Origin of the sequence: Prosthecobacter sp. (assembly GCF_044232965.1) — a bacterium.
Taxonomy (GTDB): domain Bacteria; phylum Verrucomicrobiota; class Verrucomicrobiia; order Verrucomicrobiales; family Verrucomicrobiaceae; genus Prosthecobacter.
The window spans coordinates 17,081-43,696 of the sequence record NZ_JBIIKX010000027.1; the positions used below are offsets into that span (position 1 = coordinate 17,081).

At 60.5% G+C, this 26,616-nt stretch carries 23 protein-coding genes; 11 read left to right on the plus strand and 12 right to left on the minus strand.

Annotation, left to right across the window (positions count from 1 at the left end; translation table 11 throughout):
* Positions 1–12: 12 nt before the first annotated feature.
* From ACILSI_RS13130 to ACILSI_RS13140, 3 genes are all read right to left on the minus strand, one after another.
* The gene (locus ACILSI_RS13130) at positions 13–486 is read right to left on the minus strand and encodes a redoxin domain-containing protein (RefSeq protein ID WP_395722337.1); all 474 of its coding nucleotides are present in this window, start codon (positions 484–486) and stop codon (positions 13–15) included.
* Between the two features lie 119 nt (positions 487–605).
* Complete coding sequence (locus tag ACILSI_RS13135; RefSeq protein WP_395722338.1) at positions 606–2,024, minus strand: DUF1501 domain-containing protein; 1,419 nt, start codon at positions 2,022–2,024, stop codon at positions 606–608.
* 32 nt (positions 2,025–2,056) lie between these two features.
* Positions 2,057–4,786: a PVC-type heme-binding CxxCH protein gene (locus tag ACILSI_RS13140; RefSeq protein ID WP_395722339.1), complete on the minus strand. Its 2,730-nt coding sequence runs from the start codon at positions 4,784–4,786 to the stop codon at positions 2,057–2,059.
* 147 nt (positions 4,787–4,933) lie between these two features.
* Between ACILSI_RS13140 and lnt the strand changes: the two genes are divergently transcribed.
* On the plus strand, positions 4,934–6,631 hold the full coding sequence (lnt, locus tag ACILSI_RS13145) for an apolipoprotein N-acyltransferase (protein ID WP_395722340.1): 1,698 nt from the start codon (positions 4,934–4,936) through the stop codon (positions 6,629–6,631).
* Here lnt and ACILSI_RS13150 read toward each other — a convergent pair.
* Positions 6,621–7,925 carry a S8 family peptidase gene (locus ACILSI_RS13150; RefSeq protein WP_395722341.1) on the minus strand — a complete coding sequence of 435 codons (1,305 nt, stop codon included), beginning with the start codon at positions 7,923–7,925 and terminating at the stop codon, positions 6,621–6,623. The two genes, lnt and ACILSI_RS13150, sit on opposite strands and share 11 nt — an antisense overlap.
* 135 nt (positions 7,926–8,060) lie before the next feature.
* Between ACILSI_RS13150 and ACILSI_RS13155 the strand changes: the two genes are divergently transcribed.
* Positions 8,061–10,544 carry a DUF1549 domain-containing protein gene (locus ACILSI_RS13155; protein WP_395722342.1) on the plus strand — a complete coding sequence of 828 codons (2,484 nt, stop codon included), beginning with the start codon at positions 8,061–8,063 and terminating at the stop codon, positions 10,542–10,544.
* Between the two features lie 28 nt (positions 10,545–10,572).
* The gene (locus ACILSI_RS13160) at positions 10,573–11,880 is read left to right on the plus strand and encodes a DUF1501 domain-containing protein (RefSeq protein ID WP_395722343.1); all 1,308 of its coding nucleotides are present in this window, start codon (positions 10,573–10,575) and stop codon (positions 11,878–11,880) included.
* Positions 11,881–11,950: 70 nt separating this feature from the next.
* Here the strand turns inward: ACILSI_RS13160 and ACILSI_RS13165 are convergent, their stop codons facing one another.
* The 4 genes from ACILSI_RS13165 to ACILSI_RS13180 all read right to left on the minus strand — a co-directional run bounded on the left by ACILSI_RS13165 (position 11,951) and on the right by ACILSI_RS13180 (position 15,908).
* The gene (locus ACILSI_RS13165) at positions 11,951–13,795 is read right to left on the minus strand and encodes a cytochrome c biogenesis protein CcdA (protein WP_395722344.1); all 1,845 of its coding nucleotides are present in this window, start codon (positions 13,793–13,795) and stop codon (positions 11,951–11,953) included.
* A gap of 106 nt (positions 13,796–13,901) precedes the next feature.
* Positions 13,902–14,141: a CDGSH iron-sulfur domain-containing protein gene (locus ACILSI_RS13170; RefSeq protein ID WP_395722345.1), complete on the minus strand. Its 240-nt coding sequence runs from the start codon at positions 14,139–14,141 to the stop codon at positions 13,902–13,904.
* Between the two features lie 88 nt (positions 14,142–14,229).
* Positions 14,230–15,255: a quinone-dependent dihydroorotate dehydrogenase gene (locus ACILSI_RS13175; protein WP_395722346.1), complete on the minus strand. Its 1,026-nt coding sequence runs from the start codon at positions 15,253–15,255 to the stop codon at positions 14,230–14,232.
* Complete coding sequence (locus ACILSI_RS13180) at positions 15,252–15,908, minus strand: SGNH/GDSL hydrolase family protein (protein WP_395722347.1); 657 nt, start codon at positions 15,906–15,908, stop codon at positions 15,252–15,254. The genes ACILSI_RS13175 and ACILSI_RS13180 overlap by 4 nt, the downstream gene beginning before the upstream one ends.
* Before the next feature lie 192 nt (positions 15,909–16,100).
* Here ACILSI_RS13180 and rpmJ point away from each other — a divergent pair, with 192 nt between their 5' ends.
* The 5 genes from rpmJ (at position 16,101) to ACILSI_RS13205 (ending at position 18,255) form a co-directional block, all read left to right on the plus strand.
* Positions 16,101–16,214 carry a 50S ribosomal protein L36 gene (rpmJ, locus tag ACILSI_RS13185; protein WP_133796336.1) on the plus strand — a complete coding sequence of 38 codons (114 nt, stop codon included), beginning with the start codon at positions 16,101–16,103 and terminating at the stop codon, positions 16,212–16,214.
* 30 nt (positions 16,215–16,244) lie between these two features.
* The gene (gene rpsM, locus ACILSI_RS13190) at positions 16,245–16,619 is read left to right on the plus strand and encodes a 30S ribosomal protein S13 (RefSeq protein ID WP_395722348.1); all 375 of its coding nucleotides are present in this window, start codon (positions 16,245–16,247) and stop codon (positions 16,617–16,619) included.
* Between the two features lie 33 nt (positions 16,620–16,652).
* Positions 16,653–17,198: a 30S ribosomal protein S11 gene (rpsK, locus tag ACILSI_RS13195; protein ID WP_395722349.1), complete on the plus strand. Its 546-nt coding sequence runs from the start codon at positions 16,653–16,655 to the stop codon at positions 17,196–17,198.
* Positions 17,199–17,228: 30 nt separating this feature from the next.
* On the plus strand, positions 17,229–17,843 hold the full coding sequence (rpsD, locus tag ACILSI_RS13200; protein ID WP_395722350.1) for a 30S ribosomal protein S4: 615 nt from the start codon (positions 17,229–17,231) through the stop codon (positions 17,841–17,843).
* Positions 17,844–17,964: 121 nt separating this feature from the next.
* Positions 17,965–18,255, plus strand: a complete 291-nt coding sequence (locus ACILSI_RS13205) for a gamma-butyrobetaine hydroxylase-like domain-containing protein (protein ID WP_395722351.1) — start codon at positions 17,965–17,967, stop codon at positions 18,253–18,255.
* 299 nt (positions 18,256–18,554) lie between these two features.
* On the opposite strand, the gene ACILSI_RS13210 is transcribed toward ACILSI_RS13205, so the two are convergent.
* Genes ACILSI_RS13210 through ACILSI_RS13220 form a run of 3 tightly spaced genes read right to left on the minus strand, consistent with a single transcriptional unit; the run spans position 18,555 to position 21,245 of the window.
* Complete coding sequence (locus tag ACILSI_RS13210; RefSeq protein ID WP_395722352.1) at positions 18,555–18,974, minus strand: secondary thiamine-phosphate synthase enzyme YjbQ; 420 nt, start codon at positions 18,972–18,974, stop codon at positions 18,555–18,557.
* Positions 18,975–18,984: 10 nt separating this feature from the next.
* Complete coding sequence (locus tag ACILSI_RS13215; RefSeq protein ID WP_395722353.1) at positions 18,985–20,490, minus strand: NAD(P)H-hydrate dehydratase; 1,506 nt, start codon at positions 20,488–20,490, stop codon at positions 18,985–18,987.
* Complete coding sequence (locus tag ACILSI_RS13220) at positions 20,487–21,245, minus strand: hypothetical protein (protein ID WP_395722354.1); 759 nt, start codon at positions 21,243–21,245, stop codon at positions 20,487–20,489. Before ACILSI_RS13220 ends, ACILSI_RS13215 begins: the two co-directional genes overlap by 4 nt.
* Positions 21,246–21,385: 140 nt before the next feature.
* On the opposite strand from ACILSI_RS13220, the gene ACILSI_RS13225 reads away from it, so the two are divergent.
* Positions 21,386–22,822, plus strand: a complete 1,437-nt coding sequence (locus ACILSI_RS13225) for a DUF1501 domain-containing protein (RefSeq protein WP_395722355.1) — start codon at positions 21,386–21,388, stop codon at positions 22,820–22,822.
* 189 nt (positions 22,823–23,011) lie between these two features.
* Positions 23,012–24,220 carry a hypothetical protein gene (locus ACILSI_RS13230; protein ID WP_395722356.1) on the plus strand — a complete coding sequence of 403 codons (1,209 nt, stop codon included), beginning with the start codon at positions 23,012–23,014 and terminating at the stop codon, positions 24,218–24,220.
* A 7-nt stretch (positions 24,221–24,227) separates the two neighbouring features.
* On the opposite strand, the gene ACILSI_RS13235 is transcribed toward ACILSI_RS13230, so the two are convergent.
* Positions 24,228–25,505, minus strand: coding sequence for an acetylxylan esterase (locus ACILSI_RS13235; protein ID WP_395722357.1), 1,278 nt, complete (start codon positions 25,503–25,505; stop codon positions 24,228–24,230).
* A gap of 105 nt (positions 25,506–25,610) precedes the next feature.
* Between ACILSI_RS13235 and ACILSI_RS13240 the strand changes: the two genes are divergently transcribed.
* Positions 25,611–26,615: a phosphodiester glycosidase family protein gene (locus tag ACILSI_RS13240; RefSeq protein ID WP_395722358.1), complete on the plus strand. Its 1,005-nt coding sequence runs from the start codon at positions 25,611–25,613 to the stop codon at positions 26,613–26,615.
* Position 26,616 lies beyond the last annotated feature (1 nt).

The following is a 26,616-nucleotide window of genomic DNA, read 5'->3' on the forward strand; positions in this document are numbered from 1 at the left end:
ATGGATTCAGTTTCAGGCCAATGTGGCCAGCTTGGCTTTAACAGCATCGAAATTGGGCAGATCCTTCGGGGTCGCGGTTTGTTCGGCGTATTGGATCACACCGTTTTTATCGACCACGAAAGCAGCGCGGGCGGAGGTATCACCGATGCCAGCCAAGCCTGGGAACAGCACATCGTAGGCTTTGGTGGCCTCCTTGTTGAGGTCACTGACCAGCGTGATGCCGATCTTTTCCTTCTGCGCCCAGGCTTCTTGAGCGAAGGGGCTGTCCACACTGATGCCGATGACATCGGCATTCAGATCACTGTAGCTGCTGAGGCCGGCGGTGATGTCACAAAGCTCCTGGGTGCAGACGCCGGTGAAGGCGAGCGGGAAGAACAGAATGACGGTGTTCTTGCCACCTGCGGGCAGCGTGACATCGGCCAGGCCGGAGGCGGATTTAGACTTGAGGGTGAAGCTGGGGGCTTTGGAGCCCACGGTGAGTGCCATAGAAGTGTTTGTTGGTGGGTTGCGTTCAGGCCTGGGCGGCCTGGAGTGCTGTTATCAAGGCCAGACTGGCCTTCGGGTCAATCTAACGTTGCTTCAGCTTCAAGGGATGCCCTTCTGGACTATGCCAGGGCCATCAGCTCTCGAATCGGTTCGCCGGAAGGCAGGATGGGCATTGGACGTCCTTGGAAATCATCAAACGTGTCGTTGGGGTCGATGCCAAGGTGCTGATACACGGTGGCCCAGAGGTCGTTCGGGCTGAGCGGTCGCTCGATGGGAAATTCGCCGCGCGGATTGGTGGCACCGATGACCTGCCCGGTCTGCATGCCGCCGCCGCAGACGATGAAAGACATCGCGCTGGGCCAGTGGTCGCGTCCTGGCTGGCTCACGCCGGTTTGCGTGCCGATCTGCGTATTGATCTTCGGTGTGCGGCCGAATTCGCCGGTGATGATGACAAGCACGTCCTTGTCGAGGCCGCGCTGATGGATGTCTTCGATCAAAGCGGAGGCGGCCTGGTCATAAACGGGCATTCGCCAGCGGGCGTCGGCATACATGTCGCAGTTCACCGCATGGCTGTCCCAGTTGTAGGTGCAGTTTTTGGGGATTTGCGTCGTGAACGGGTTCTCCCAAACCATGGTGACGAAACGGCAGCCCGCTTCGACGAGACGACGCGCCATGAGGCCGCGCTGGCCGTAGGTGCTGTAACCGTAGCGCTCGCGCACTTGGGCGGGTTCCTGGCTCAGATCAAAGGCATCTCGCACGGCGGGTGTCGTGAGCATGCCGAAGGCGCGCTGGCTGAAGCTGTCCATGGCTTCCATGAGGCCGCCGCGGTCCATCTCGCGTTTAAGATTGTCCATGCCACGCAGCAGATGCATGCGGTCATCGAGACGAGACTCCATGTCCGGCGTGAGGCCGATGTTTTCGACTTTGAAGTCTTTCGCACTTGGATCGCCGACGACCATGAAGGGCGAGGCCGATGGTCCAAGATAGGCGGAGCCAAGAGAAAAGGTGTCAATGCCGCTGCGACCACGATCCACGCCAGCGACGCAGGTGGGCATGGCCTGTCCCTGGCGCTGGAGTTTGCGACTGATGATCGACTGCACCGAGGGCGCGTCATTCACAAAACCCACAGGCAGCGCGGGATTACGCCCGGTCATGAAGCGCTTGTGCCCGCCGCCATGATCCGAGAACTCATGATGCACGCTGCGGATGATGTTGAACTTGTCCGCCATCTTCGCCTGCTTTGGGAACAGTTCGCAGAGGTGCGTGCCGGGGACGTTGGTGCGGATGGGATTGAGCACGCCGCGATACTCGACCGGCGCATTCGGCTTCATGTCGTAGCTCTCCAGGTGCGACATGCCGCCTGGCAGCCACACAAAGATCACCGACTTGTCCTTCAGCTTCCTTCCCGCTGCTTTGGCGATGCTTTCAGCGCGCAGCGTGTCACTCAGCGACCATCCAGAGAGGGCTAACGAGCCCAGGCTGAGAAAACTGCGGCGTGAAAGCGGACCTGAGCAGCGATGTGGGGACACGGGAGACATGAGACGCCGAGATTACGCCTGCGGGCGAGGCCTCATTTCAGGCTCAGGATAAATGCCTTCACATCCGCAAACTCTTGCGGTTTGAGAATGAGGTTCATCGGCGGCATCGGGGAGATCGGCGTGGCGGTGTAGCCTTCGGCGAGTTTCGCGTTCGGGTTGATGAGACTTTCGAGGATGTAGGCGGCATCTTTGCGCGTGGCGATGCCGTCGAGAGCGGGGCCCACGGCGCTTCCCTGGCCTTTGAGCATGTGGCAGTTCTTGCAGGCGGCCACGGGATGCTCCCAGAAGATCTTTTCGCCGGTCTTCACATCACCGATGAGCTTGGATTCATCGTCCTCGGTTTCCATGATGAGTTCGCACAGCTTCACGTCATCGAAGTAGGTGTCGCCTTTGCCGACCTGAAGCAGGTTGATGCTGGCCTTGGGGCGGTCCTTGCTGTTGAAAGTCACTTCGACTTCGGTCCAGTCCTGATTACGGGTGAGCTTGGTCGTCTCGGCGCGACCGATGTGGTCGTTGAGGCTGGCTTTGCCTTTGAATGCGTGCGTTTTAACCCAAGCGCTGAGTTTGTACTCGGTGTTGGGCTTCAAAGCCACGTCAGCGAAGAAACTGGTGTCTCCATCCTCTCGCGTGATGACACGGAAGCCGTGTTTGCCGCTGTGAACCATCTTTGGGTCGATGACGATGCCCCAGGAGGCTCCTTTGTTGCCGGGCTTCGTGCCGTAATCACGGCGCTTCCAGCCCACAGGCGTTTTCTTGTCGGCGGCGAGTTCTTCAAAGCCGGGATTGGGTAGCAGGTTTGGCCCTTCCTTGTAATTCAGGGCCTTGTGTTTCTTGCCGAGCATCTTGGCGGCTTCTGCCAGCCATTCGTCCGCTTTGACGACGGGATCAGCCGCGAGTTTTTTGACGAGCGTCTGGATTTCCGGCGTGGTGGGGAAATCCGCGAGCTTCACGAAGGCCGCGAGACGCGTGTGGAGATCGGGATCAGAAAACACGCCGGAGCCGAAGAAAAGATCCTGCGCGGCTTTGTCACTGCCGAGGGCACGGACGGCGTTGCGGCGGAGTTTGGCGTCTTTGGTGATGAGGGCTGCTTGGTGGGTTTTGGCGTCAAGTTTGCCGAGAGCGTGTTGTGTCCAAAGATCATGGACTCCATAGGTCGAATGGGCCTCATAGGATTTGTTCTCGACGGCCAAACGCTGAGCTGTGAGCCGTCCATACAGCGAGTCAGTGGCTTTGGGGGCTCCTTTGCTCACGATTCGATAAATCCTCCCCCGTGAGTGATCCCGTAGGTCATTTTCATGTGCTCCACCGACGCCGGTCTTGGCTACGAAGCCGCCGCGTTCTTTGCTGGGCGTGGGGTTGTGCTGAATGATGAAGTTTTGGAAATCGGCCACCCACACGGCACCATCGGGGCCGACTTCGGCATAGACGGGCGAGTTCCACTCGTCGCTGCTGGCGTAGAGGTTCATGTAGTCGAGCGCCTTCCAGCCTGCGCCGTCGGGTTGCACATCGAAGAGCGCCACAACCTTCATCGTGGGTTCGCAGACCATGGCCTTGCCTTGGAAGCGCTTTGGCAAGGCATCGCTGTAAACAAAGCTGCTGCCGCAGGCGGCGGTGTAGCCGCCAAAGACATCCACCTGACGGAAGTTCGGGGTGATGGTGTGGCAGGTATCGACCACGTTGATCTTCTTGGCGGTCATGCCGCGTGAGCCTTCGGGATAAGCCGTGGCAGGGATGCCGCCGAAGAAAATGGGGGCACCGTTCGCGGTGCCGCCGAATTGATCGCCCGCGTCGTTGGTGCTGTGCGCCCAGGCGTTGTTGGTGAACTGATGCAGGAACTCGATCACGCTTCCGTCCGGTTTGAAGCGATAGGTTCCCATCGAGAACTGCTGTTTTTTGCCGCCGACCAGGCCTTCGATGCCGCTGTAGCCGACGCAGCCGTAGATCCAGTTGTCGAAGCCGTAGTGCAGGTTGCTGGCCTGCGCGTGCGTGTCCTTGATGCCCCAGCAGTCGATGATCGTCTCGCGCTTGTCCGCCTTGTCGTCGCCATCCGTGTCTTCGAGGTAGATGAACTTCGGTGGTGCGGCGATGATGATGCCTTTGCGGGCAAACACGATGCCGGTGGGCAGATTGAGCTTGTCGGCGAAGACGGTGAACTTGTCGGCCTTGCCGTCGCCATCGGTGTCCTCGCAGATTTTCACGCTGTCCTGGCCCTCGCCCTTGGTGCTGACGCCGTGCGGATAGTCGCGCGTCTCCACGACCCAACAGCGCCCGCGAGCATCCCAGGCAAATGCGATGGGTTTGGCGATGTCCGGCTCACTGGCGAAGAGTTTCAATTCGCAGTCGGCAGGCGCCTGCGTGCGTTCCATGCTGCCTTTCACGCTGAAGGGCTTCTGAAAGGTCAGCGGTTCCTTGCGCTTCTCGTAATTGGCCACCTGTGGGTGCTTTTCGCGCTTTTCGGCCTCGCGCTGTTTCAAGAAAGCGGCGTGCTCGGCTTTGCGTTCGGGCGAGACTTTGGAAAGCAGCGCTTCACGGCTCAAGTCGCTGCCGGGCTTGACGATCAGGTCGTAATTCTCGGCGGGCAGTTCCTCCTTCGCGTAGTCAAACCAGATCGCGTCGCGTCCGAGATCACGCATGGCCTCATGCAACTTGCCGACGGCGGTTTGTTCCTTGCCTTCAGGATCAAGGTAGAGCACGCGAATGGGGCCGGTAGGTGCGGCGTGGGCCGTGATGGCGGCGAAGAGAACGAGGATGGCGGCTTTCATGGTTGTGAGATCAGTGTCGCCGAAAACAACGCGGCTTGGCGAGGCTGCTGTGCTGACAACTTTTGGGAGGAATCGGCCACAGCCAATGATGATAAAATGATGGATTGCAGGTTGGCTTTTCGGGTGATGACGGCATCGTCCCAGCCCGTGACCGACTCGAAAAAACTGCGCCTGTTTCTGTTCCTCGCCCCGCTGCTCAGCGGGATCATTCTGGTCTTTGCGTTTCCAGGCTGGAATTCCGACCTGGCCATGTGGGTCTGGCTTTTTCCTCTGCTTGCGGTGCTGTGGCCGTGGCGGGATGCGGAGGGCGTGCAGGTGCGTCCGTTTTGGCGCGGGTATCTCGCGGGATTGGCGTTCTTTTTGCCGAATCTGTTCTGGGTGCGGCATTCCTCGCGTGTGATCGGCGGCGCGGTGGATGACTCGTGGGTGGGGTGGGGGCCGGAGTTGATGGGATTTGGCGCGGTGATCGGCCTGTCGGGCTATTGCGCGTTGTATTTCGGCCTGTGGGCTTGGTTCACGCATCGCTTTGCCCGGCCCAATGTGAAGACGCTGACGCAGGACCTGTGGCAGGTGAGTGTGATGCATTCGTTGAAGTGCGCTTTCCTTGCGGCGGCGGCATGGGTGGCGTGCGAGTGGCTGCGCAGCACCACGGTCTTCACCGGCTTCGGCTGGAACGGTCTCGGCACGGCGATGCATCGCAATCTGGTCCTCATCCAGGCGGCGGATCTGGTGGGCGTGATGGGTTTGTCGTTTCTGCCTGTGTTCGCGGCCTGTACGGCTTGGAACACGCTCATGCGCCTCGTTTTCGCGTATCGCGGGGAAGGGACGTGCAAGACGCGGCTCGACTTCACGGTGGCGCTGGTGCTCATGCTCGTCACGGCCGGGTATGGCATGCTGAAGCTGACGGAAGGCAGCAAAGGCGATCTCAAGGTGCGCACGGTGCTGGTGCAGCCGTATGTGGCGCAGGCGGACGCGTGGACCGGCAGGCTGGCGCAGCAGATTTACGAGCGGCTGAACAAGTTCACCCGCATGTATGCCTCGGCGCGGGAGGGCAAGAGTCCCGTCGATCTCGTCATCTGGCCTGAGAGCGCCCTGCCGGTGAACCTGCATGACAAGTTCGAGCAATTGCCGAAGGGCTGGCACACACGCTACTTTGACGATCTGCTGCACAGCGGTGAGTTCAGCCTGCTCACTGGCACCGAGATCCTGCGTGACGATGGCAAGAGCCATGTGTCCGCCGTGTTGTTTCACGGTCATGCGGCGAACCGGCAGGAGCATCACAAGGTTCACCTCGTTCCGTTCGGCGAATACCTGCCGCTGCGCGACATTCCGCCGTTCTCTTTGCTGCAAGGCGTGCTGCCGGGCGACTTCACTCCTGGCGATAGCACCGAGCCACTGCAACTCATCAAGCCCGAGGTACAACTCATCCCGCTCATCTGCTTTGAAGACACGGTGGGCCGCGTGGCGCGGAAATTTGTGCGCGAAGCGCCGCAGATGATCGTGAACCTCAGCAACGACGGTTGGTTCCTCAACAGCATCGAAACCGAGGTGCATCTGGCTAACGCGCTCTTCCGCGCCATCGAACTGCGTCGTCCCATGGTCCGCGCCACGAACAGCGGCGTTACCTGCTTCATCGACACGCACGGTCGCATCACCTCCCGCCTCAACGATCCTGAAACCGGCACCTCGTTTCTCGAAGGCGTGCTACCCGGAGAGGTGAGTGTGCCACGCTCTGGCAAGCTGACACTCTATGCGCGGTTTGGAGACTGGTTCGCGCTGACGATGTCGGTGAGCTGCGCCGCCGCTTGGTTGGTGGCACGTTTTGCCCGCAAAGCTACTTTGTGATCTGGATCAAGCCTGCGCCCACGGCTTCTTTGGAAGCGCTGAGCGGCTTTGCTGTGCGCGTGAGCAGAGGGATGATGTTCGGGCCGTAATAGCCGCGTGCGAGAAGTGAGGCGACGACACCGCTGGTGATCGCCGTGGCCTGGGAGGTGCCACTGCCGATGACGAGCTTGTTTTCCGCGTAGCCGGAGACGATGCCGACGCCTGGGGCGGCGAGGGTGAGGCCGGGGCCGGAGTTGGAAAAATACGCCTGGGTGCCGGTGGCATCGACGGCACCAACGCTGAGGACACCAGGCATGCCTGCGGGCATGGAAAGGCTGCTCTGCTGCTCATTTCCCGCCGCCGCGACGATCAGCACGTTGCGGCTCTGCGCATAGCGTACGGCTTCTTCGAGCACGGGTGAGGAACCTGCGGAGCCAAGGCTGATATTGATGACACGAGCACCGAGATCGGTGGCCTTGACGATGGCGCTGGAGAGCAGGGCGGTGTTGCTGTCGCCGTGGGTGTCGGCGACGCGGATGTCGAGCAGCTTGGCGGCGGGAGCGACACCGCCGACGCTTTCGCTGTTTCCGGCGATGAGCGAGGCCATCGCGGTGCCGTGGCCGTTCATCGCGCTGCCGTCGTTCACGAGGTCGATGTGGGTGATCTGCGCGTCTTTGAGCGAAGGATGGGCTGCAATGCCGGAGTCGATGACAGCAACCGTGATGCCCTGGCCCCAGCCGGAGCGATTGGCAGCGGCTCCGATCATGTCGAGGCCCTGGCTTCTCAACGGCTCACGGCCTCCGGCATTGGCGGTGTCGGGCTGTGCGGTCGGCTCCGGCAGACCGGGGATGCGAACGAGGTAATTCGGGCCGACGTGGGTGTAATCGTCGGCATGCGCGTTCAGATCGCTCTCCAGGCCGCTGGTGTCGCGAAAGCGGATGCGTGCGCTACGCAGTTTGAGATCGTAACCGAGCACTTCGAGCCCGAGGGCGGAGGCACGGTCACGAAACGCGGCGAGTGCTTCTGGCGTGCGGAAGGTGAGCAAGGCTTCGTTCGGCAGAGAACCGGGAACGTTGAGCGTGGCGATGGCGGGAGCGGCGGATGCCCCGGCCGGTGCTGCGTCTGGCTGTCTGGGCACTGACAAGGGCCTCGGTTGCGGCATCTGGGTGGTGGCCGGGGGCTTGCGTGAAATGGAAGGCGAAGCCGTGACAACCAGGGCAGGGGAGCGCCGCGATTCCACCATGAGCCAGACGAGTGATGTCATCATGAGCACAAAGCAGGCGCTGAAGATGATCCATGGCAGTCGGCGTTTCATGAGCGCGGTATTTAACACAGCGAGCGTTCTTTGCACCCCAAGGTTAGGCAAATCTCCTGTGCCGGCCGGTTAGGCTATTTTGATTTTTGTGCATGGATTGTGAAAAAGGCTCCTTTCCATGGCGTTTGTGCGCCCATGAAGAACCTCTTCGCCTACCCTCTGCTTGCGCTGTGTTTGATCTCCTCTGCGCGTGCTGCTGGCAAAACGGACATCACCTCGTCCGCACGTCAGATCGACTCTATTCTTGAGGCCGACTGGCAGAAACACAAACTTCAGGGCAATCCTGCCACGGATGACAACACCTTCGTGCGCCGCATCTACCTCGACATCATCGGGCGCATCCCGACGACGCGTGAGTCGGATGAGTTCCTGGCATCCAAGGACGCCGACAAGCGCGCCAAATTGATCGACAAGCTGCTCGCCTCCGAGGCTTATGTGCAGCATTTCTTCAACTACTGGGCCGATGTGCTGCGCGTGACCTCGGCCGGGAACCAGACCGGTCCGATCACCGGCGCGGCTTATGCGGAATTCGTCAAGGAAAGCCTGCGCGAGAACAAGCCCTATGACGCGTTTGTCCGCGAGATGGTCGCCGCCCAAGGCAAAGCTTGGGACAATGGGGCGATCGGCTACTACATGCGCGACCGTGGCATGCCTCTGGACAACATGGCGAACACCGTGCGTGTCTTCCTCGGCACTCGCATCGAGTGCGCCCAGTGCCACAACCACCCCTTCGACAAGTGGACGCAGATGCAGTTCTACAAGATGGCGGCCTTCACCTACGGCGTTGAGACGCAGGACTATTATGGCGGCACGATGACGGGGGTGCGTGACCTGCTCCGCGAGCAAGAAGAAGCAATCCGCACCTCCTTTAAAGAGCCACAGCGACCGCAACGCCTGAAGAACAATGGCAAAATGACCAAGGAGGAAAGGGTCAAGGCCGAGCAGGAATATGTGCGCCAGCAGAAGGCTTATGAGGAGCAGATGAAGTTGGTGAACAAGCAGCGCAACGAGGCGCGTGAGAAGATTCGCCGTGAGCAGCGCGGCTACCAAGAGTCGATGAACGATGTGCGTGACACGATGCGCTACACTTCCGTCAGCAGCCGTGACCGCAAGCCGAGCCTGCCGCATGATTATCAATACAGCGACGCTAAACCCCGTTCCGCCGTCGAACCCGGAGCGATGATGGGACACGAGTGCATCACCCAGCCCGGCGAGACTCCGTTGCAGGCCTACGCCCGCTGGATGACCAGCGCTGAAAACCCACGCTTCACCACGGTGATTGCCAACCGCCTCTGGAAGCGTGTCTTCGGCCTCGCGCTCATCGAGCCGCTGGACGAGCTGATGGACACGACCGTGCCGATGATTCCTGAGATGGAGAAGCATCTCGAAAAGCTCGTGGTGGACCTGAAATACGACATGAAGGCCGTCCTCCGCGTGCTTTACAACACCAAGACCTATCAAGCACAGGCCACGCGCCAGGAGCACTCCCCTGGCAATGTCTATCACTTCACCGGGCCGATGCTCCGCCGCATGAGTGCCGAGCAGATGTGGGATTCCTTCGTCACGCTCATCAATCCCAGCCCGGACATGATCAATCAGGCCAATCGCGAGCAGATGGAGCAGCGCATCCTTCAGGCCAAGAAGATTGCCGATAGTGTGGATGCTCTCAGCCCTGAGGAAGCTCTCGTGGGTCTCAAGAAAGCCGCGGAAATCTATGGCAAGAATCGTGAGCGCACCGAAGTGCAGCAGAAGCTCTACGCTGAAGCCCGCACCGCGGCCAAAGATGCGCGTGATGCCGCTGACGCGATGCCCGACGGCCCTGCCAAGGTGGCAGCCATGACCAAGGCGGACGAACTGAAGAAAAAATCCGACGCCATCCGCAGTGAGGTGAACCGCATCCAGAACGAAGGTCGTCGCGTCACTTACGCCGAGGTCATCACCAGCGGTCAGAAGAAGCTCTTCGAGAAAGTCACCGGAAAACCCTACCAGACTGTGGCGATGAACACCTCTGGCGGTTCAGCAGGCGCTCCGGCCATGATGAGTGGTGGGGAAATGATGATGATGGCCAGCGGCGTCCGAACGGAAAAGATCAACATCCCCGGCTACGACCGCAAGGAGCTGACCAAGGAGGAAAAAGAGGCCGTGGCGGAAAAAGCCCGCGCCGCCTATGCCGAGGAGGCCGAGTACTTTGGCATTCCCGAAGGCAAAGATCGCAAAAATTACATCAACGCCCGGGAGCAGGTCGCCCGCAGCACGCTGCGTGCCGCCGAGCTTGAAAGCCCCGCTCCACGCGGCCACTACCTCCGTGAGTTCGGCCAGAGCGATCGTGAGACCATCGAAAACGCCAACAACGACGCCAGCGTGCCCCAGGCGCTTGCGATGATGAACGGCAGCCTTCTTCCTCAGATCACCAGCCGTTACAGCCAGCTCATGCTCACGGTGAACAAGGCCCAGTATCCCGATGACAAGGTCGAGGCGATATACAAGACGATCCTGTCCCGCAAGCCCTCCGCGCGTGAGAAGGAAGTCTGGCTCAAGGCCCAGGATAGCGGTCTCAACACGATGGAAGACCTCGTGTTCTCCCTGCTGAACACCCAGCAGTTCATTTTCATTCAGTAAGACACAACCAACAACACCACGCGCATCCATGAAACAGGAACTCGCATCCTCACTCCTCCGTTCCGGCGAAATCACCCGCCGCGACTTCGCCGCCAAAACCGCCAGTTCCCTCCTCGGGGTGGGCCTTCTCGGCAACTCGCTCACCAGCAAGTCCTTCGCGGCCTTTGAAGGCTCTTCGAAGCTCAAGCAGGCCGCCACGGCGAAAAACGTGATCTACCTCTACATGAGCGGCGGTCAGTCCCACATGGACACCTGGGATCCCAAGGAAGGCGTCGAGACTGCCGGTCCGACGAAGCCGATCAAGACCAGCGCCGACGGCGTCCGCATCTCCGAGTATCTGCCGCTCACCGCGAAGCAGATGCACCACGCCACGGTCATCAACTCCCTTACCTCCACTCAGGGTGCGCATGAGCAAGGGAACTACATGATGCACACCAGCTACGAGCTGCGTGGCACCATCCGTCATCCTGCCATGGGAGCCTGGCTCAACGTGTTCCAGGGCGGTGGCAACAGCACCCTGCCAAACTTCGTCTTCATCGGCAACGACAGCCGCCATCCCGGCGCGGGCTTCTTCCCCGCCGCGCAGGCACCGCTGTTCGTCAGCAATCCTGAGAACGGCCTCAAGAACATCAAAAACGGCGCTCCTGAGGACAAATTCCAGGCCCGCATGAAGCTTGCCGATGAACTCGACAAGGATTTCCGCACCACCTTCCCGCATCGCAACGTGAAAGCCTACGCCGACATGTATGACGATGCCATGGCCATGATGAAGTCCGAAGACCTCAAGGCCTTCGACCTTACCGAGGAACCCGGCGAACTCCGCGCTGCCTATGGCCGCGAAGCCTTCGGCCAGGGCTGCCTTCTCGCTCGTCGTCTCGTAGAGCGTGGTGTCCGCTTCGTCGAAGTCTCTCTTGGCGGCTGGGACACGCACAACGCCAACTTCGTCGCCGTGCCTGAGCGCTGCGAAACCCTCGACAAGGGCCTCGCCACTCTTGTCAGCGACCTGCACAACCGTGGTCTGCTGGAGGATACCCTCATTGTGCTGACCTCCGAGTTCGGCCGCACACCAGACATCAACCAGAACGTTGGTCGCGACCACTATCCGAAGGCTTTCTCCGGCGTCATGTTCGGTGGTGGTGTCAAAGGTGGCTTCACCTATGGCAAGACCGACAAGGAAGGTCGCGAAGTCGTCGAGGACAAGGTTAAGATCATGGACTTCAACGCCTCCATCGCCTACGCCCTCGGTCTGCCGCTCGATCAGGTCATCTACAGCCCCAGCAAGCGTCCGTTCACGATTGCCGACAAGGGCCAGCCGATCACCAAACTCTTCGCGTAAGCGACGGAACTTAATCTTCACCACAAGCACGCGACGCCTCACCAGCGTCGTGTGTTTTTTTGCGTACAGATCACTTCTGCAGCTTGCCCAGAGCCTCGGACAAGTTGTCCACGGTCAGGATTTCCGGCAGGACGAGGGGTTCCTTCACGCCGGGAATGTACAACGCGTTCACTGGCACGGCACCACGACCCAGGGCGGTGAAGGCTTGCTTTATCGGCTCGTCCTCGTTGGTGTAGTCGGCTTTGACGGCCACCACACCGTACTTCTTGAAGAGTTCTTGAATCCTCGCGTCTGGATAGACGCGCTTGTTCACCTGGCAGGTCAGGCACCACTTGGCGGTGAAGTCGATGTACACCGGCTTGCCTGCGGCGGTGAGTTCCTTGATCTTGGCTTCGGACCAAGGCTCCCATAGCAGGCCATTTTCAAACTTCGCGCCATGCGCTCCGGCGGGTTGTTTTTCGATGTGCGGCCAGCCGAGCCGCAAGCCGCCTCCAATCGCCGCCAGCGCCAGCAGGACCGCGATGAGTCGTGTGCGGGCTGGCTTGTGCGGCAGCGACCAGCGCCCGTAGATCCAGCAGCCGAGGCCCACCAGCACCAGGCTAAGCATGAGCCAGAGCATCGGCAGTCCCTCGACCATGCCTGTCAGCACCCACAGCATGTAGCAAACGGTGCCGAAGAGCAGGAAGGACATGCCCTGCTTGAAGCTTTCCATCCATGCGCCGGGCCGTGGCAGCACGGAGACGAGCTTGGGAAACGCCGAGAGCAGCAGGAACGGGCTGGCGAGGCCGAGGCCGATCAAACTGAACAGTAGCATGGCCTGTGGCGCTGGCAGTTTCACCGCGAAGCCGAGCGCGGTGCCGAGAAATGGCGCGGAGCATGGTGTGGCGACCACCGTGGCCAGCAGGCCGGAGAAAAACGAGCCGCCCAGCCCGTGCTTGGCCTGCAAATTCGCGCCCACGCCGACGGCGGACGCGCCGATCTCAAACACGCCGGCCATGTTCAGGCCGAAGATGAGGAAGAACGCGGCGAGGGCGTAATTGAACCCGGCGGATTGGAGCTGAAAGCCCCAGCCCTTGCCCAGCGCGACGACGAGGCCGCCCAGCGCCCAAAACATGACCAGGACACCCAGCGTGTACACGAGGCCGTGCAGCACAACCTGCTTGCGGTCCTCGCCTGCCTGCTGCACGACGCCGACGACCTTGATGCCGAGCACGGGAAACACGCAGGGCATGATGTTTAGGATCAAACCGCCCACAAAGGCGGAGAACATGATGAAGAGAAAGGTCGGAGGCACTGCTGCCGCTGCTTCGCCGCCGGCTGCTTTCGCTGGAGGTGTTTCAGCAGCCGTTTTCTCCAAGGCTGGCAGCTTGTCAAAGATCGCGGCCTGTTCCGCGTTCACCTGCGGCATGGCGGCAAGGGCAAGATTGATTTTGGCCTCCTGTTTGAAGGGCATGCAGCTTTTGTCATCGCACACCAGCCCGTCCACCTTCACCTGAAGTTCTGCGGTTGAGCCGATGGCACCATTGGCAGGCGGAATGATCTTCGCTGGCAGATAAACCGTGCCCTCATAGCCCTCGCTGGCCGTTCCATCGAGCCCCTTGAACGGATGCACGGCAGGCCAGGGCAGTTCCTCCATCTTCCAGCCCTCCGGCAGCATCCAGATCAGCTTGGTGGGTTTGCCAATGATCTCTGGTGGCAGAACCTTGCCATAAGTATGGGAGCCTGCCGCATGCACCACTTTCACGGCCACACGAAATGCCTCGCCCGGCGCGGCAGCACTGACCTCCGAGAGCAATGAGGCGCTGACCTGAGTCTTTGGCCCGTCATCCAGGCCCGGCAGGCCGATGGATTGCGCATTCAATGAAACTGCGGCCAGGAAAAGGCCAAGGGCGACGGGGAAGGATCGGAAACTCATATCAGACAGGCTTTGAAGTGCGGATGAGAGAACGCGTCGTGCGGGATATTCCCATCACGACGCGTTCAGCGTGATTGTGTGCCGGCGAGGCGATGTCAGGGCTTGTTTACAGCGCCTTGTGCGAGCCGTCGCAGAAGGGCGGGTTCTTGCTGTGCTTGCAGTTGCACAGCCAGACTTTCTTGGCCTCGGGCAGGTTGAACTTCTTCGGGCCGAATCCGGTGCCCTTGTGGCTGCCATCACACATGGGCTGGTGACCGCTCAGGCCGCACGCGCACCACCAATGGTCTCCGGCTGGCAGTTCGACGGCGACGGGCTGTTTCTCGTGAATTTTGGGGAGTGTTTCCATGGGTGCGAGTTTGGCAGAGATGAGTGAAGCGTCAAGGTGGTCAAGAGGTGATGGCGTGCGTCTTGAACAGTCCTTGACGAATCCTTGACTACTTAACTTGTCCCAAGATTTCCCGCACCAAACCCGGGCCGCGATAAACGAGTCCGCTGTAAACCTGCACCAATGCGGCCCCTGCCTTCATTTTCTCCACCGCGTCAGCACCACTCAGAATGCCGCCGACGCCGATGAGGGGCACGGATTCCTTCAACAGCATGCGGAAGGCCTGGAGCACGAGATTGGAGCGTTCGCGCACCGGAGCGCCACTAAGTCCGCCGGTTTCCTGGGCCAAAGCGTGACCTGTGACAGCTTCACGGTCGATGGTGGTGTTGGTGGCGATGACGCCGTCGATGTTCTGCTCGTTGAAGACACGGGCCAGAGCCTCGATCTGCATGTCATTGAGATCCGGGGCGATCTTGACGAGCAGCGGCACGGTTTTGCCATGTTCCTTCTGCAAAGAGGCCTGCTCTTTCTTCAACTCAGCGATCAACTGCCGCACGGCTCCTTCGGCTTGCAAATCACGCAGTCCCTTCGTGTTCGGCGAGGAGATGTTCACCGCGATGTAATCGGCCACAGCGTACGCGGCCTTGAGGCAGTGCAGATAGTCGTCCACCGCTTTCTCGTTCGGCGTGTCGAAGTTCTTGCCGATGTTCACGCCCACCACGGCCTTCGTTCGGCGGCTCTTGAGTTTTTTGACGGCGGAGTGGATGCCGGGGTTGTTGAAGCCCATGCGGTTGATCAAAGCCTCGTGCTCTGGCAGGCGGAACAGGCGTGGCTTGGGATTTCCCGGCTGCGGGCGCGGTGTGAGTGTGCCGACCTCGACAAAGCCAAATCCGAGCGCACCCCAGGCATCGACAGCGCTGGCGGACTTGTCCATGCCGGCGGCGAGGCCGAGCACGTTTGGAAACGTCAGGCCCATCACCTTGCGCGGCTGCTGCGGCGTGCTGACCACGCTTTTGAGCATGCCCAGACGATGAGCGATGACCATCATCTTCACCGTGAGCGTGTGGGCACGTTCCGCATCCATGCGAAATAGCCAGGGCTTCATCACTGGGTAGAATTTTTCGATCAAGGTCATGCGTCGGGTGGGAGCAGGGATTTCACCGCCGTGGCGACCGCCTTGCCGAGGATGGCGTGCGCCGTCGCGTCGAGATGGATGCCGTCGCTTCCTGCGGTGATGAGTGTTTGCGTGTTCAAATATGCGCAGCCGAGTGCGGCGGCGAGCGCCTCGTAGTGCCGGGGCAGCTCACGGCTGTCTTTGAAGGCGTTCGGGAATTTGGCCGCAATGTCTGGCAGGTGATTCTGCTGGCCGATGGCGGGCGGGCAAAGGAGGAGCAGCCTCGGTGACTTCGCCGCACGTCCGGCATCGCTGCCGAGGATCATCTGGGCCAGAATTTTAACACCCATCGCAATCTCACCTGGGGAGACGCCGAAGACATTCTTCAAATCGTTCGTGCCCAGCATGAGCACCACGAGATCGAGCGGCTTGTGGCTTTCCAGGATCGCCGGCAGCACGAGTTTGCCATTACGGGCGGTGGCAAAAGGGTCGTCATGCACGGTAGTGCGACCGTTCTGACCTTCTTCGATCACATGCGCGTTCGGGCCAAGTTCGCGGCCTAAAATTCCGGTCCAGCGCACATCATGCGGGTGGCGGACAGGGAAGGGGGCGGTGATGCTTTCAGGGATGAAGCCCCAGGTGTTTGAGTCACCGAAGCAGAGGATGTTTTTCATGAAGCGCCTATGATGCCGTTCATCGCATGCACGGCAACTGCTCTCCGCAGTTGTTCAGAAGGCCCTCAAAAACCGGTGTAAAACTGCAAAAATCCAGCTTGCGCGAGTTTTCGACTGTGTTAGACATCACGCCCCCCGCCGCCAAAGCGGGGTTTTGAGTTCCCCCAGACTCACCTTCTTTACCTCCTAAGTATGCGTGTCCGTACCTCCGTTAAACCCCTCTGCGAACTTTGCCGCGTGATCCGCCGCAAAGGCGTTGTCCGTGTTGTCTGCAAAAACCCACGCCACAAACAGCGTCAGGGTTAATCCACTTTTCTCACCACCTAATACTGAATTATGGCCCGCCTGCTTGGAGTCGAAATCCCGAACGAAAAAAAGATCGAATACTCGTTGCCCTACATTTATGGCATCGGTCTTTCCCTCAGCCGCAAAGTTCTTGCTGCCACCAACATCGACCCTAACATCCGTGCGGGCGAGCTGACCGACGAGCAGATCTCCGCCATCACGCAGGCCATCCAGGGCATGAAGATCGCGATCGAAGGCGACCTTCGTCGTGAGATTCAGATTCACATGAAGCGCATCCTTGGCATCAACTGCTACCGTGCTCATCGTCATCGCCGTGGCCTGCCTGTGCGCGGCCAGCGGACCCACACCAACGCCCGCACTCGTAAAGGACCGCGCAAGACCGTCGGTGCCCAGAAGGCCAAGTAATTCCAATTCACGCAACGATCCGTTCCCCCTACTATGGCTGACGAAACGACCCCCATCGCACCTGCCGCAGCGGCCCCCGCCCCTGCAGCGCCTGCTACCCCCGCCGCCCCTGCCGCACCCGCAGACCAGCGTCCCTCCACCAGCGGTGACAAGCAGGTTTCCCAGAGCGTCTGGCTCGAAATCGGTGGCGAGGCCGCCGAGCAAAAGGTCGTCAAGGCCAAGGGTTCCAAGAACGTCTCGGCTGGCATTGTTCACGTTTACGCCACGTTCAACAACACCATCGTCACCATCACTGACCGCAATGGCGGCGTGATCGGCTGGTCCACCTCGGGTAAGATGGGTTTCCGTGGCTCACGCAAAGGCACCGCCTACGCCGCCCAGGTCGTGGCGCAGGACGCCTGCCGTCAAGCTATGGGACATGGCCTCCGCGAGGCTGAAGTTCGTCTTCGTGGCCCAGGTTCGGGTCGTGAGTCCGCCGTGCGCGCTGTCCAGGCCCTTGGTGTCGAAGTCACCACCATCAAGGATGTGACTCCTGTGCCGCACAACGGCTGCCGTCCGCCCAAAGCCCGCCGCGTCTAATCTTTTTCAGCCTCTTTCTACTCACTCACTATGGCTCGCTACACTGGTCCCCGCGAAAAAATCAACCGCCGCTTCGGCATTGCTATTTTCGCCCCCTCCAAGGCTCTCGAAACCCGCAACTTCCCGCCCGGACAGCACGGTGCGCGCAACACCCGCCGCAAGACCTCGGAATACGGCACCGCCCTCGCTGAAAAGCAGAAGCTGCGTTTCCAATACGGCCTCATGGAGAAGCAGTTCCGCCGCTTCTTCGCCGAAGCCCAGCGCCGCAAGGGCGTGACCGGTGAAAACCTCCTTCAAATGCTCGAACTGCGTCTCGACAACGTCGTGTACCGCATGGGCTTTGCCAACACCCGTTTCGCCTCCCGCCAGCTCGTCAGCCACCGCCACATCACTGTGAACGGCAAGGTCGTGAACATCGCCAGCTTCCAGTGCAAGCCCGGTGACGTCGTCGCCGCCCGCACTACCAGCCAGCGCAGCCAGCAGCTCATCGGTCGTTTCCTCGAAATGACCCAGGGCACCCCGGCTTCCGACTGGATGACTGTTGATCGCGACAAGATGAGCGGCGTCGTCAATCGCGTCCCCGTGCGCGAGGAGATCAACCCGATCGCCAACGAGCAGCTCGTCGTCGAACTCTACTCCCGCTAATCCTTCACGGATCAGCTTAAATCTTCAAAAGGGACGCTCCAAAGGCGTCCCTTTTGCTTTTCAGCCTCGTTATTCGTCGATCGGAACATCTAACTGCTCACCTCTAACATCTCACTCCGTCATGTCCCCAACACGTCTCGAACTCATCGGCACCGAAGTCGCCATCGTCTGGAGTGACGGCTCGGAGCAGTACATCGCCATGGAAAAACTCCGCGCTGCCTCACCGAGCGCCGAAAACACCGGCGAGCGCGATCTCCTCGGCAACAAGATCGGCGGCACCAACCAGAAAACCTTCCCCGGCGTCACCGTGAAGGACTGGCGCATGGTCGGCGGCTACGCCATCCAGTTTGACTTCAGCGACGGCCATAACACCGGCCTGTACACGTTTGATTACCTGAAGGCGCTCGGCTGAACAAGCCATGCCTTCACGTTGTGATGTTGATCCCGAAGGGATCAGAGAAATTAGCCAGGGGTAAGCTCGCGCAGCGAGCTCCACCCCTGGAGAGTACGAAAAAGCCACACCTTGTTCAAGGTCGCATCCCGGAGGAATGCAAGAAGCGTCCAACGATTCTTCGTTCTCGAATGATTCATGAACGCCTCTCGCATGCCTCCGGCATGCGGGCATCACCGGGCGAATGTTTTGCCATGTTCCAGGGGCGGCATCTGCTTCGCAGACTTGCCCCTGGCTACCATCTTCTGATCCCTCCGTGATCACTCTCCCACCACGCTGACGACGATGCTCCGCGTGTGCGGAGCGCGACGGTGCTCGAAAAGGAAAATGCCCTGCCAGGTGCCAAGCGCGAGTTGTCCGTTCACCACCGGAATCACCTCCGAAGTTCTTGTCAGCGCCATGCGTAGATGACTCGGCATGTCGTCCGGGCCTTCATGCGTGTGGACGAAGTAGGGCGTGTCCTCCGCCACGAGATGATCAAAGAAGCTGTGCAGATCCGTGCGCGCGGACGGATCGGCATTCTCGTAGATCACAAGGCTCGCGCTCGTGTGCTGCACGAAGACGGTGGCGGTCCCGGTGCGGATGCCGCTGGCCTTCACGATCTGCTGGCAGCGCTCCGTGATCTCGTAAGTGCCTTTGCCTCGGGTCGGAATCGTGAATGAATCGGCGTTAGCGGCCATGGGGGCAGTGTTAGAAGCGGCCTTCTTTTAAATCAAGCAACGCGGCGCCGAGATGGGCCGCCACATCGTTCGCGCAGACGGCCTCGGCGGCGATGAAATCGCGTATAAGCGCGATTTCAGCCGCACGACCGCATAACCACGCGGCAAGACCGGCGGCGCGATGCAACGGCACGTCCTGGGCGGCGAAAGCGGCGCACACACCGGTCAAAACATCGCCCATGCCGCCACTGGCCATGCCGGGGTGGCCGGTGGTGTTGAACAGCGTCGGCTGGCCGCAGGTGGCGATGACCGTGCGCGCACCTTTGAGCAACAGCGTGCGTCCGGACGCTTGGTCGGTGAGTGATTCGACGACCTTGCGGCGGCTCATGCCGTGCCAGCCGGGAAAGTTGCGCAGCAGGCGGTCCAACTCGCCGGGATGCGGCGTCAGCAGGCGCGGCAGCTTGGCCGTCTGGTCCAGTACCTCGGGATGCTGGGCCAGCATCGTCAGCGCGTCCGCATCGACGACAGTCGACGTCTTCGACTGCCTCAAGACCTCGATGATTTCCTTCTCGTCATCAAAGCCCAGTCCGGGGCCGATGCCGAGTGCGTCGAAGCGCATGTCTAAAACGTCGCGGTAATCATCCACCGGCATCACCATCACCTCCGCAGGCACACGCGGCGCGATGAGCGGATAAACTCCCTCTTTCACCAGCAGCGTGACCAGGCCCGCGCCCGCTCGGATCGCGCCTCGGCACGCCAGTTCCGCTGCGCCGAGAAATCCGCGTGATCCGGCCAGAATGCCAACTCGTCCGGCCTCGCCCTTGTGCATGTCATTCGCTCGTCGCGGCAGCCAGGTGCGCAAAACACTCGGTGTGAGCGTCAGCGCCGTCGGATCGCCCTCGCACTTCGACAATTCTGCCAGCGGCACCAGCGCGATGCGGCCGACGTGGTGATCCGCGCCGTCTTCGAGCAGGCCCGCCTTGATCTGCGCCACCACGGCGGTCACATCTGCCTCCACTGCGTCCTGGCTGGCATCGCCATGATCACCGTCGAGGCCGGAGGGAATGTCCATCGCGATGGTCAGCGCGTGCTTGTGCTCACGCAGTGCGTTCATCTCACGCGCCAGCACCTGCAGTTCCGCTTTCATCGGTCCCTGCGCGCCGATGCCGAGAAGGCCATCAAGACTCACCAGCGGTCCGGCAGGGAAATCAAAGGTCGTCGCGTCTTCAACCACGCGCAGTCGGCCTCCCAGCGCGGCGAAATGCTCACGCGGCAGCTCCTTCATCGACTCCGGTGCGCAGCACAGCCGCGCGTGCAACTTCCAACCATCCGCGATGAGTTCCCGCGCCGCGACGAGCGCGTCGCCCGCGTTGTTTCCTTTGCCGAGAAACAGCACCAGCGATCCTGGTCGCGGTGCAAACTGCCGCACCACGTTCGCGATGCCTCGCCCCGCCTCCTCCATCAATGCCGCCGCGCTCACGCCGCGTGTGAACGCGGCCTCCTCGCATTGCTGCATCTGGCGGCAGGTGGTGATCATGGCCGTTCGGCTGCTTGCAGCAGCATTTCTTTGAGTGTGCGGGCGTGGGTGAGCGTGGCCTCGGCGTTCTCGCCCGCAGGGCAGGGGAGCACACGCGTGCCTCGGGCTTTCGTCTCCAGCACGGTGTTGATTTGGTTGAGCGTGGCTTCGTTGGGAGAACCTAGCACCAGCAGGTGCATCAGACGTTCTTCCTCGTTCCGCATGCCTTCCTTCAGTTGCTTGAGCGCTTCCTCGCTATTCGGGATCACCGCGTAGCGCAATGACCTCGCCACCGCTTCGCCCGTGGTTTCATGCGCCACGTTGAGCAGCTCAGCGATGGCCTGCGTGCTGCTTTCGAGCCGCGTCTTGTCCGCGTCGTAAAGCGCCAGCGCCATCACGATCTCGCGCGGCCGCGTCTTGCCCGTGAGTTCCGCGTCGATGTTCGACTGCTCGGCCCCGAAGCGCGCCCGCCGCACCGTGTAGCCCATGTTCTCCGCGCCCATGGTCGATTCGAGATAGCCAGGGATGCTCAGATGTCGGTCCTCTTTGCCCAATGCCTCGCGGATGATGCCCGCATGCCTCTGGATGCCTTCGAGGCTGATCGTGCGCCGCAGCGCCATCGCATACTTGAAGGAGCGATCCGCCGCCTGGTCCTTCTTCCACTGCCAGATGCCAAAGCTCGCGATGCCCAGAAGAATCGTGCCCAGCGGCAGCATGACGAGGGCAAAGCGAATCCAGCGTCCAGGGGCGGTGTTCGGTTGGGTGGCTTCGGTCATGGTCGCTCACCTCATAGCAAGATTCGGCAGAAAGCGAAGGGCGAAGATGGGAGGCGTGAGAAGTCCGTGATTCTGAGCCTTTGAACCTTCTTCCCTGCGACGCTTCGCAAAACTCACGTTCCATCCCGCGTAAACAACCCATGCTCGAAACCCGTCGCTCCATCCTTCATCGCTCCGCCTACGGCATCGGTGGCATTGCCCTGGCCACGCTGCTGCAAGAGCAAGGTCTGCTGGCGACTTCGGAACGCGCCGCGGCGCAGCATTTCGACCTCAAGCCGAAGATGCCGCACGGTTTCGGTCAGGCGAAGGCGATGATCTCGATGTTCATGCAGGGCGGGCCGAGCCACATGGACCTGTTTGACCCGAAGCCCGAGCTGATGAAGCTCGATGGCAAGGAATTTCCCGGCGAGGTCAAATACGACGATGCCGCCGGTGCCAGCCGCGAGGTCATGGGGCCGCAATGGAAGTTCAAGAAGCACGGCCAGTGCGGCATGGATGTGAGCGAACTGCTGCCGCACTTCTCCCGCATCGTGGATGACGTCACACTCATTCGCTCCATGCACACCGGCGTGAACAATCACGGCCAGTCCATCTACGCCCTGCTCAACGGACAGGTCACCGGCGGTCGCCCCACGCTCGGAAGCTGGCTGACCTACGGCCTCGGCTCCGAAAACCAGGATATGCCCGCCTACGTCGCCCTCACCGATCCACGCGGCGTTCCCGTGCTCGGTGTGGACAACTGGAGCAACGGCTGGCTGCCCTCGCTCTTCCAGGGCACCGTCATCCGCCCCAAAGAACCGCGTATTCCGAATCTCGACGCGCCTCTGAGCCTCAAAGGCGATGCTCAGGCCCGCTACCTGAACTTTGTGCAGCGCCTCAACCGCGAGCACCTCGAAGCCCGCCCCGGCGAGGCTGATCTGGAAGCCCGCATCCAGTCTTTTGAACTCGCCGCCCGCATGCAGACTGCCGCGAAGGAGGCGCTCGATATTTCTCAAGAAAGCGCCGCCACCAAGAAGCTCTACGGCATCGACAATCCCGCCGCTGCCGAGTTCGGCACGCGTTGCCTCATCGCCAGACGTCTTGTCGAGCGTGGCGTGCGCTGCGTGTCATTGTTCACCGGGAATCAAACCTGGGACCACCACTCCAGCATTCTCTCCTCGCTGCCCGCCTCCTGCCTTTACGTCGATCAAGGCGCTGCCGCCCTCGTCACGGATTTGAAGCAGCGCGGCCTGCTCGACACCACCATCGTTCACTGGGGCGGTGAGATGGGCCGCCTGCCCGTGATTCAAAACCGCGCCGGTGCCAAGGACCGCAAGTCCGTCGGCCGCGATCACAACACCTACGGCTTCAGCATGTGGGTGGCTGGCGGCGGCTTCAAAGCCGGCCACATGCACGGCGAGACCGACGAATTCGGCCACCACGCCGTCAAAGACGTGGTCAACCACTACGACTACCACGCCACGCTGCTTCACCTCTTCGGCCTCGATCCGAAAAAGCTCAGCTACAAGCGCAACGGCGTCGATCAGATCCTCGTGGAAAACCCGCAAGCCCGGGTGGTGAGCGAGATCCTGGCGTGACATTCTGCGAGGCACATTTGGTTATCGAGCGCAGATTTGATGCCGCGATAGCTGAGCCTCGCCACGATTTGGCATTTCCATGGCCTCCTGTGCATTCAAGCTTGTTGCTTGTTTACTCCACGCCCAATCAGGGCTTTATGACGCACTCTCACGGTCAGCGTTGAACGTGCTTTCCCAATCAATCACGACATGAAGATCCCCACCTCCCTGCTGTTACTTTCAGCCTCGTTGCTTTCGGCTGAGCCTGTTTTTGTCCCCTGGTCCTACACGGAAAAAGATCTTTTCCCCAGCGCCATCATTTCCACCGCCACGGTGGACTGGAATGGAGATGAAGAAAACGCGGAGGATAAAAAAACCGAGGAGGACCCCAAGCTCAAAAAGCAGGAAACTCCGATTTATGGTGATGAAAACGCCTGGCTCGCTGTGGAAATGACCGGTCTGCCGAAAGGGGCGGCGGTCGAGGTGGAGATCGCTGTCGATGGCTACATGAAGCCGTCAAAGTGGAAAGGCACGGTCAGCAAGACCACCCGCGATGGTGAGGCTCTTATTTTCCCCAAAGCCGCCTGGGACTACGAGGCCCTGCTCAAGGTGCGTCAGCAGCGCCCGGTGAATGTCATCTTCAAGGTCAAGGTCAACGGCGAGGAGCTGCCGGATCAAACTGAGACCTGTATTTTGAAGTCCATCAACGAATGCCCGTTTTATGTGCTGATGGATGAGGATGGCGAGGATTTCGACGACTTCTCATGGCTCTTCGCCGCCTATGTGAACGAGAACCACCCGCTGGTGGACAGCATCCTCAAAGAAGCGCTGCAAAGCGGGCTCGTGTCGGGTTTCACAGGCTATCAGTCCGATGATCCCAAGGAAGTGATGATGCAGGTCTTTGCCATCTGGAATGTGCTGCAACGCCGAGGCATCAAGTACAGCGACGTTTCCACCACGACGCCGAGCAAGTTCGTCGTCAGCCAGACTGTACGGTTCATCGATGACTCTGTCGCGGCCACCCAGGCGAACTGCGTGGACGGTTCCGTGCTGATGTCCTCCATCCTGCAGAAGATCGGCATCAACTCCTACCTCGTCATGGTTCCAGGCCATTGCTTCCTGGCCTTCGATACAGGCGAGGGCGAGGACGCCCAGACGATCGGCCTCGAAACCACCATGCTGGGTGACAATGAGCTCAACCCCGTGAAAGACCTGCCCAAGCTGCCGCAAAAAGCCCGCCTCAAGGAGTTCCAGGCTTCCTACAAGACCTTCAGCAGCGCGGTCGAGACCGGGAACGAGGCTCTGGAAGAGCATGCGGAGGCATTTGAGAGCGAGGAAGACCCCAACATACAGTTGATCTCGATCTCTGACGCCCGTGAGCTCGGCATCATGCCCATCGCCTCCGGTCAGGAAAAGTAGGCGATACTCACTTCATTGACCGCACATGCTTGAAAGCCGACTCCTGCATGAATTTGGAGGCGGCAGGTGTGTTGGTGTGGCCGGCTAGAACATCGGGGTGGATGGACTTGGTCATCGTCAGCGCGTTGTAGGCCGCATAGACACTCGTCGGCGGGCAGGTCGTGTCGATGAAGCCGACGGTCACAGCCGCGCCACGGCATTTCGCCTTCGCGGCAAAATTCACGCAATCGAAGTAACGTGACGCCTGCAACGCGGCGGCGTCCGGTTTGCCCTCGGCGTCATTCGGCACGATTTTCGGCCAGCCGCTGATGCGATTGGCCTGGCTGCCGGTGTGATCGCAGCCTGCAGGCACGCCAGCGCAGATGAACGACACACGCCCATCGAGTCCTGCTGCGGCAAAGGCTTGGAAGCCGCCCTGGCTGCTGCCATAAACGATCAGCGTCTTCCCATCCCACTCCGGCTGCGCGGTGAGAAAGTCGATGGCGCGGATCAGGCGCAGGAACATGCCTTTGAAGTAGCACTGCTCGCGGTCCTTGTTGCCAAACTGCGGATAGCCCTTCAGCTCTCCATTTGTGAGCGCGTCGTAGAACTCTTTGGGCTTCCCGTTCGGAATGCCGTGAGCGTTGATGTCCAGCGACAGCATGCCGCCCTCGTTCGCTGCCCAGGAAACGCTGGCCAGGCCTGAGCTGCGCACGCCCGCGCCATGAACGTGCAAAATGGCAGGCAGCGACTTTGGTTTCGCGTTTTTCGGGCGGCCCAGATAGCCGGAAACCGGTTTGCCGAGGCAATCCACTTGCACATCAAACGCGTCCACGCCCTTCACCGTCGTTGTCACAGGCGTGAGCGTTGATTTCATCGGCACCTTGGCGAGCGCGGCCTTCTGCGCGGCCCAGAAAGAGTCAAAATCCTCCGGCACCGGCATACTGGGCTTGAGTTGCAGCGGATCGTAACCTGCGGCAGCCATCGCCGATGTCTTGCCACTGCTTGCACGCAGCAGCAGGAAGCCGGGTTCGTCGAGCTTGCCGATGATTGTCGCCTTCCCGCCCTTCACATTCAGCGTTTGCGGCGGCTGGGGCTGCACGCCGTCTTTGGACAAAACACCGGAGATTTTGCCGTCTGCCAGCGGCTTGCCGTCCTGCGTCACCTCGATGGTGAACGTGACTGTCTCCCCAGTTTTGTAGAGCGCGTCAGGGCGATCCGTGGCGGCCTTGAGCGTGAGAACAGGTGTCTGCGCATGCAGGCTGAACGCGGCGAGAAAGAGAGCGGCGGCGAGAGTCTTCATCATGAGGCGATGCTCGGACAAAGTGACGAATGAATCAATCTTCATCTGCGGGCGGACATATCGCGCTTGATCGTCATTCTGAGTGCTCCATTCTGCCCCACCCTCATCATGGCTGGAAAACGTGGATGCTTAAAAACGCTGCTGCTGCTCGCTGTACTCAGCTTGCTGCTGGTGTGGCTTGTCGCCGAGGTGTTTTTCAATGTGAACAGCAATCTGGTGGCCCTGAGCGTGCGGAACTCCACCCAACCCCTGCAAATCCTCTCCAAACGCGGCGAGTGGAAATCCGCCAACGCCCTGACCACCGCCGACCTCGCCGCCGCGATGATCAAACGGCACGATGAACCCGGCATGAGCTGGAACACACTCAAAGTGCGGCGCACTGGCGGCTCCTTCGCGGACATGGCACAGCGTGTGTTCGGCGCGGAGGTGCATGTGGTCACGCTTGCGCCCGACCGTTTTGATTTCATGACCACCTTCCTGCCCAAGTTCGCGCTCACCACGGCCCGTGAGCGCATTGGGGAGGAAAACCTGTGGTTCGCCATCACGGCCAATTTTCGCGATCCCAAGGGGCGGCCCATGGGCTGGGTCTATCACGAAGGGAAACAGGTCAACTCGCCCTTTGGCGACTGGAGCGGCTGTTTTTTTGTCAAAGACGGCCGTCCGTGGTTCGGACCGAAATCGCTGCTCAATGAAGTGCCCGGCCTGATTCAGGAAGGATCACAGGTTTATCCCTCCGTCATGAAAAACCACACCACCTTTTCCTATGTGGAGATGAAGCCGGATGAGTTCTTTGACGGCTCCAAGATCAGCTATCGTGCCCTCGGCGGCATGCGCAAGGACGGCACCATCGTCTTCGTGCTCTCCGGTGACGGCGGTGTGATGAATGTGAGCGAGGTCACCGAAATCGCCCGCAAGCTCGATGTGCAGCATGCCACGCTGCTGGATGGAGGACGTGCGCTGCAATACTCGATCCGCACCGACGACGGACCGTGGCACTTTCATGCCTTTAACACCGAGTTGCCCTTCCAGCACAAGTGGCTGGAGAGGCAGCGTTCGCCGGTGTACATCGGCGCGCGCCGGAAGGCACCACTGATTGTCACCGGCACGCCTTGAG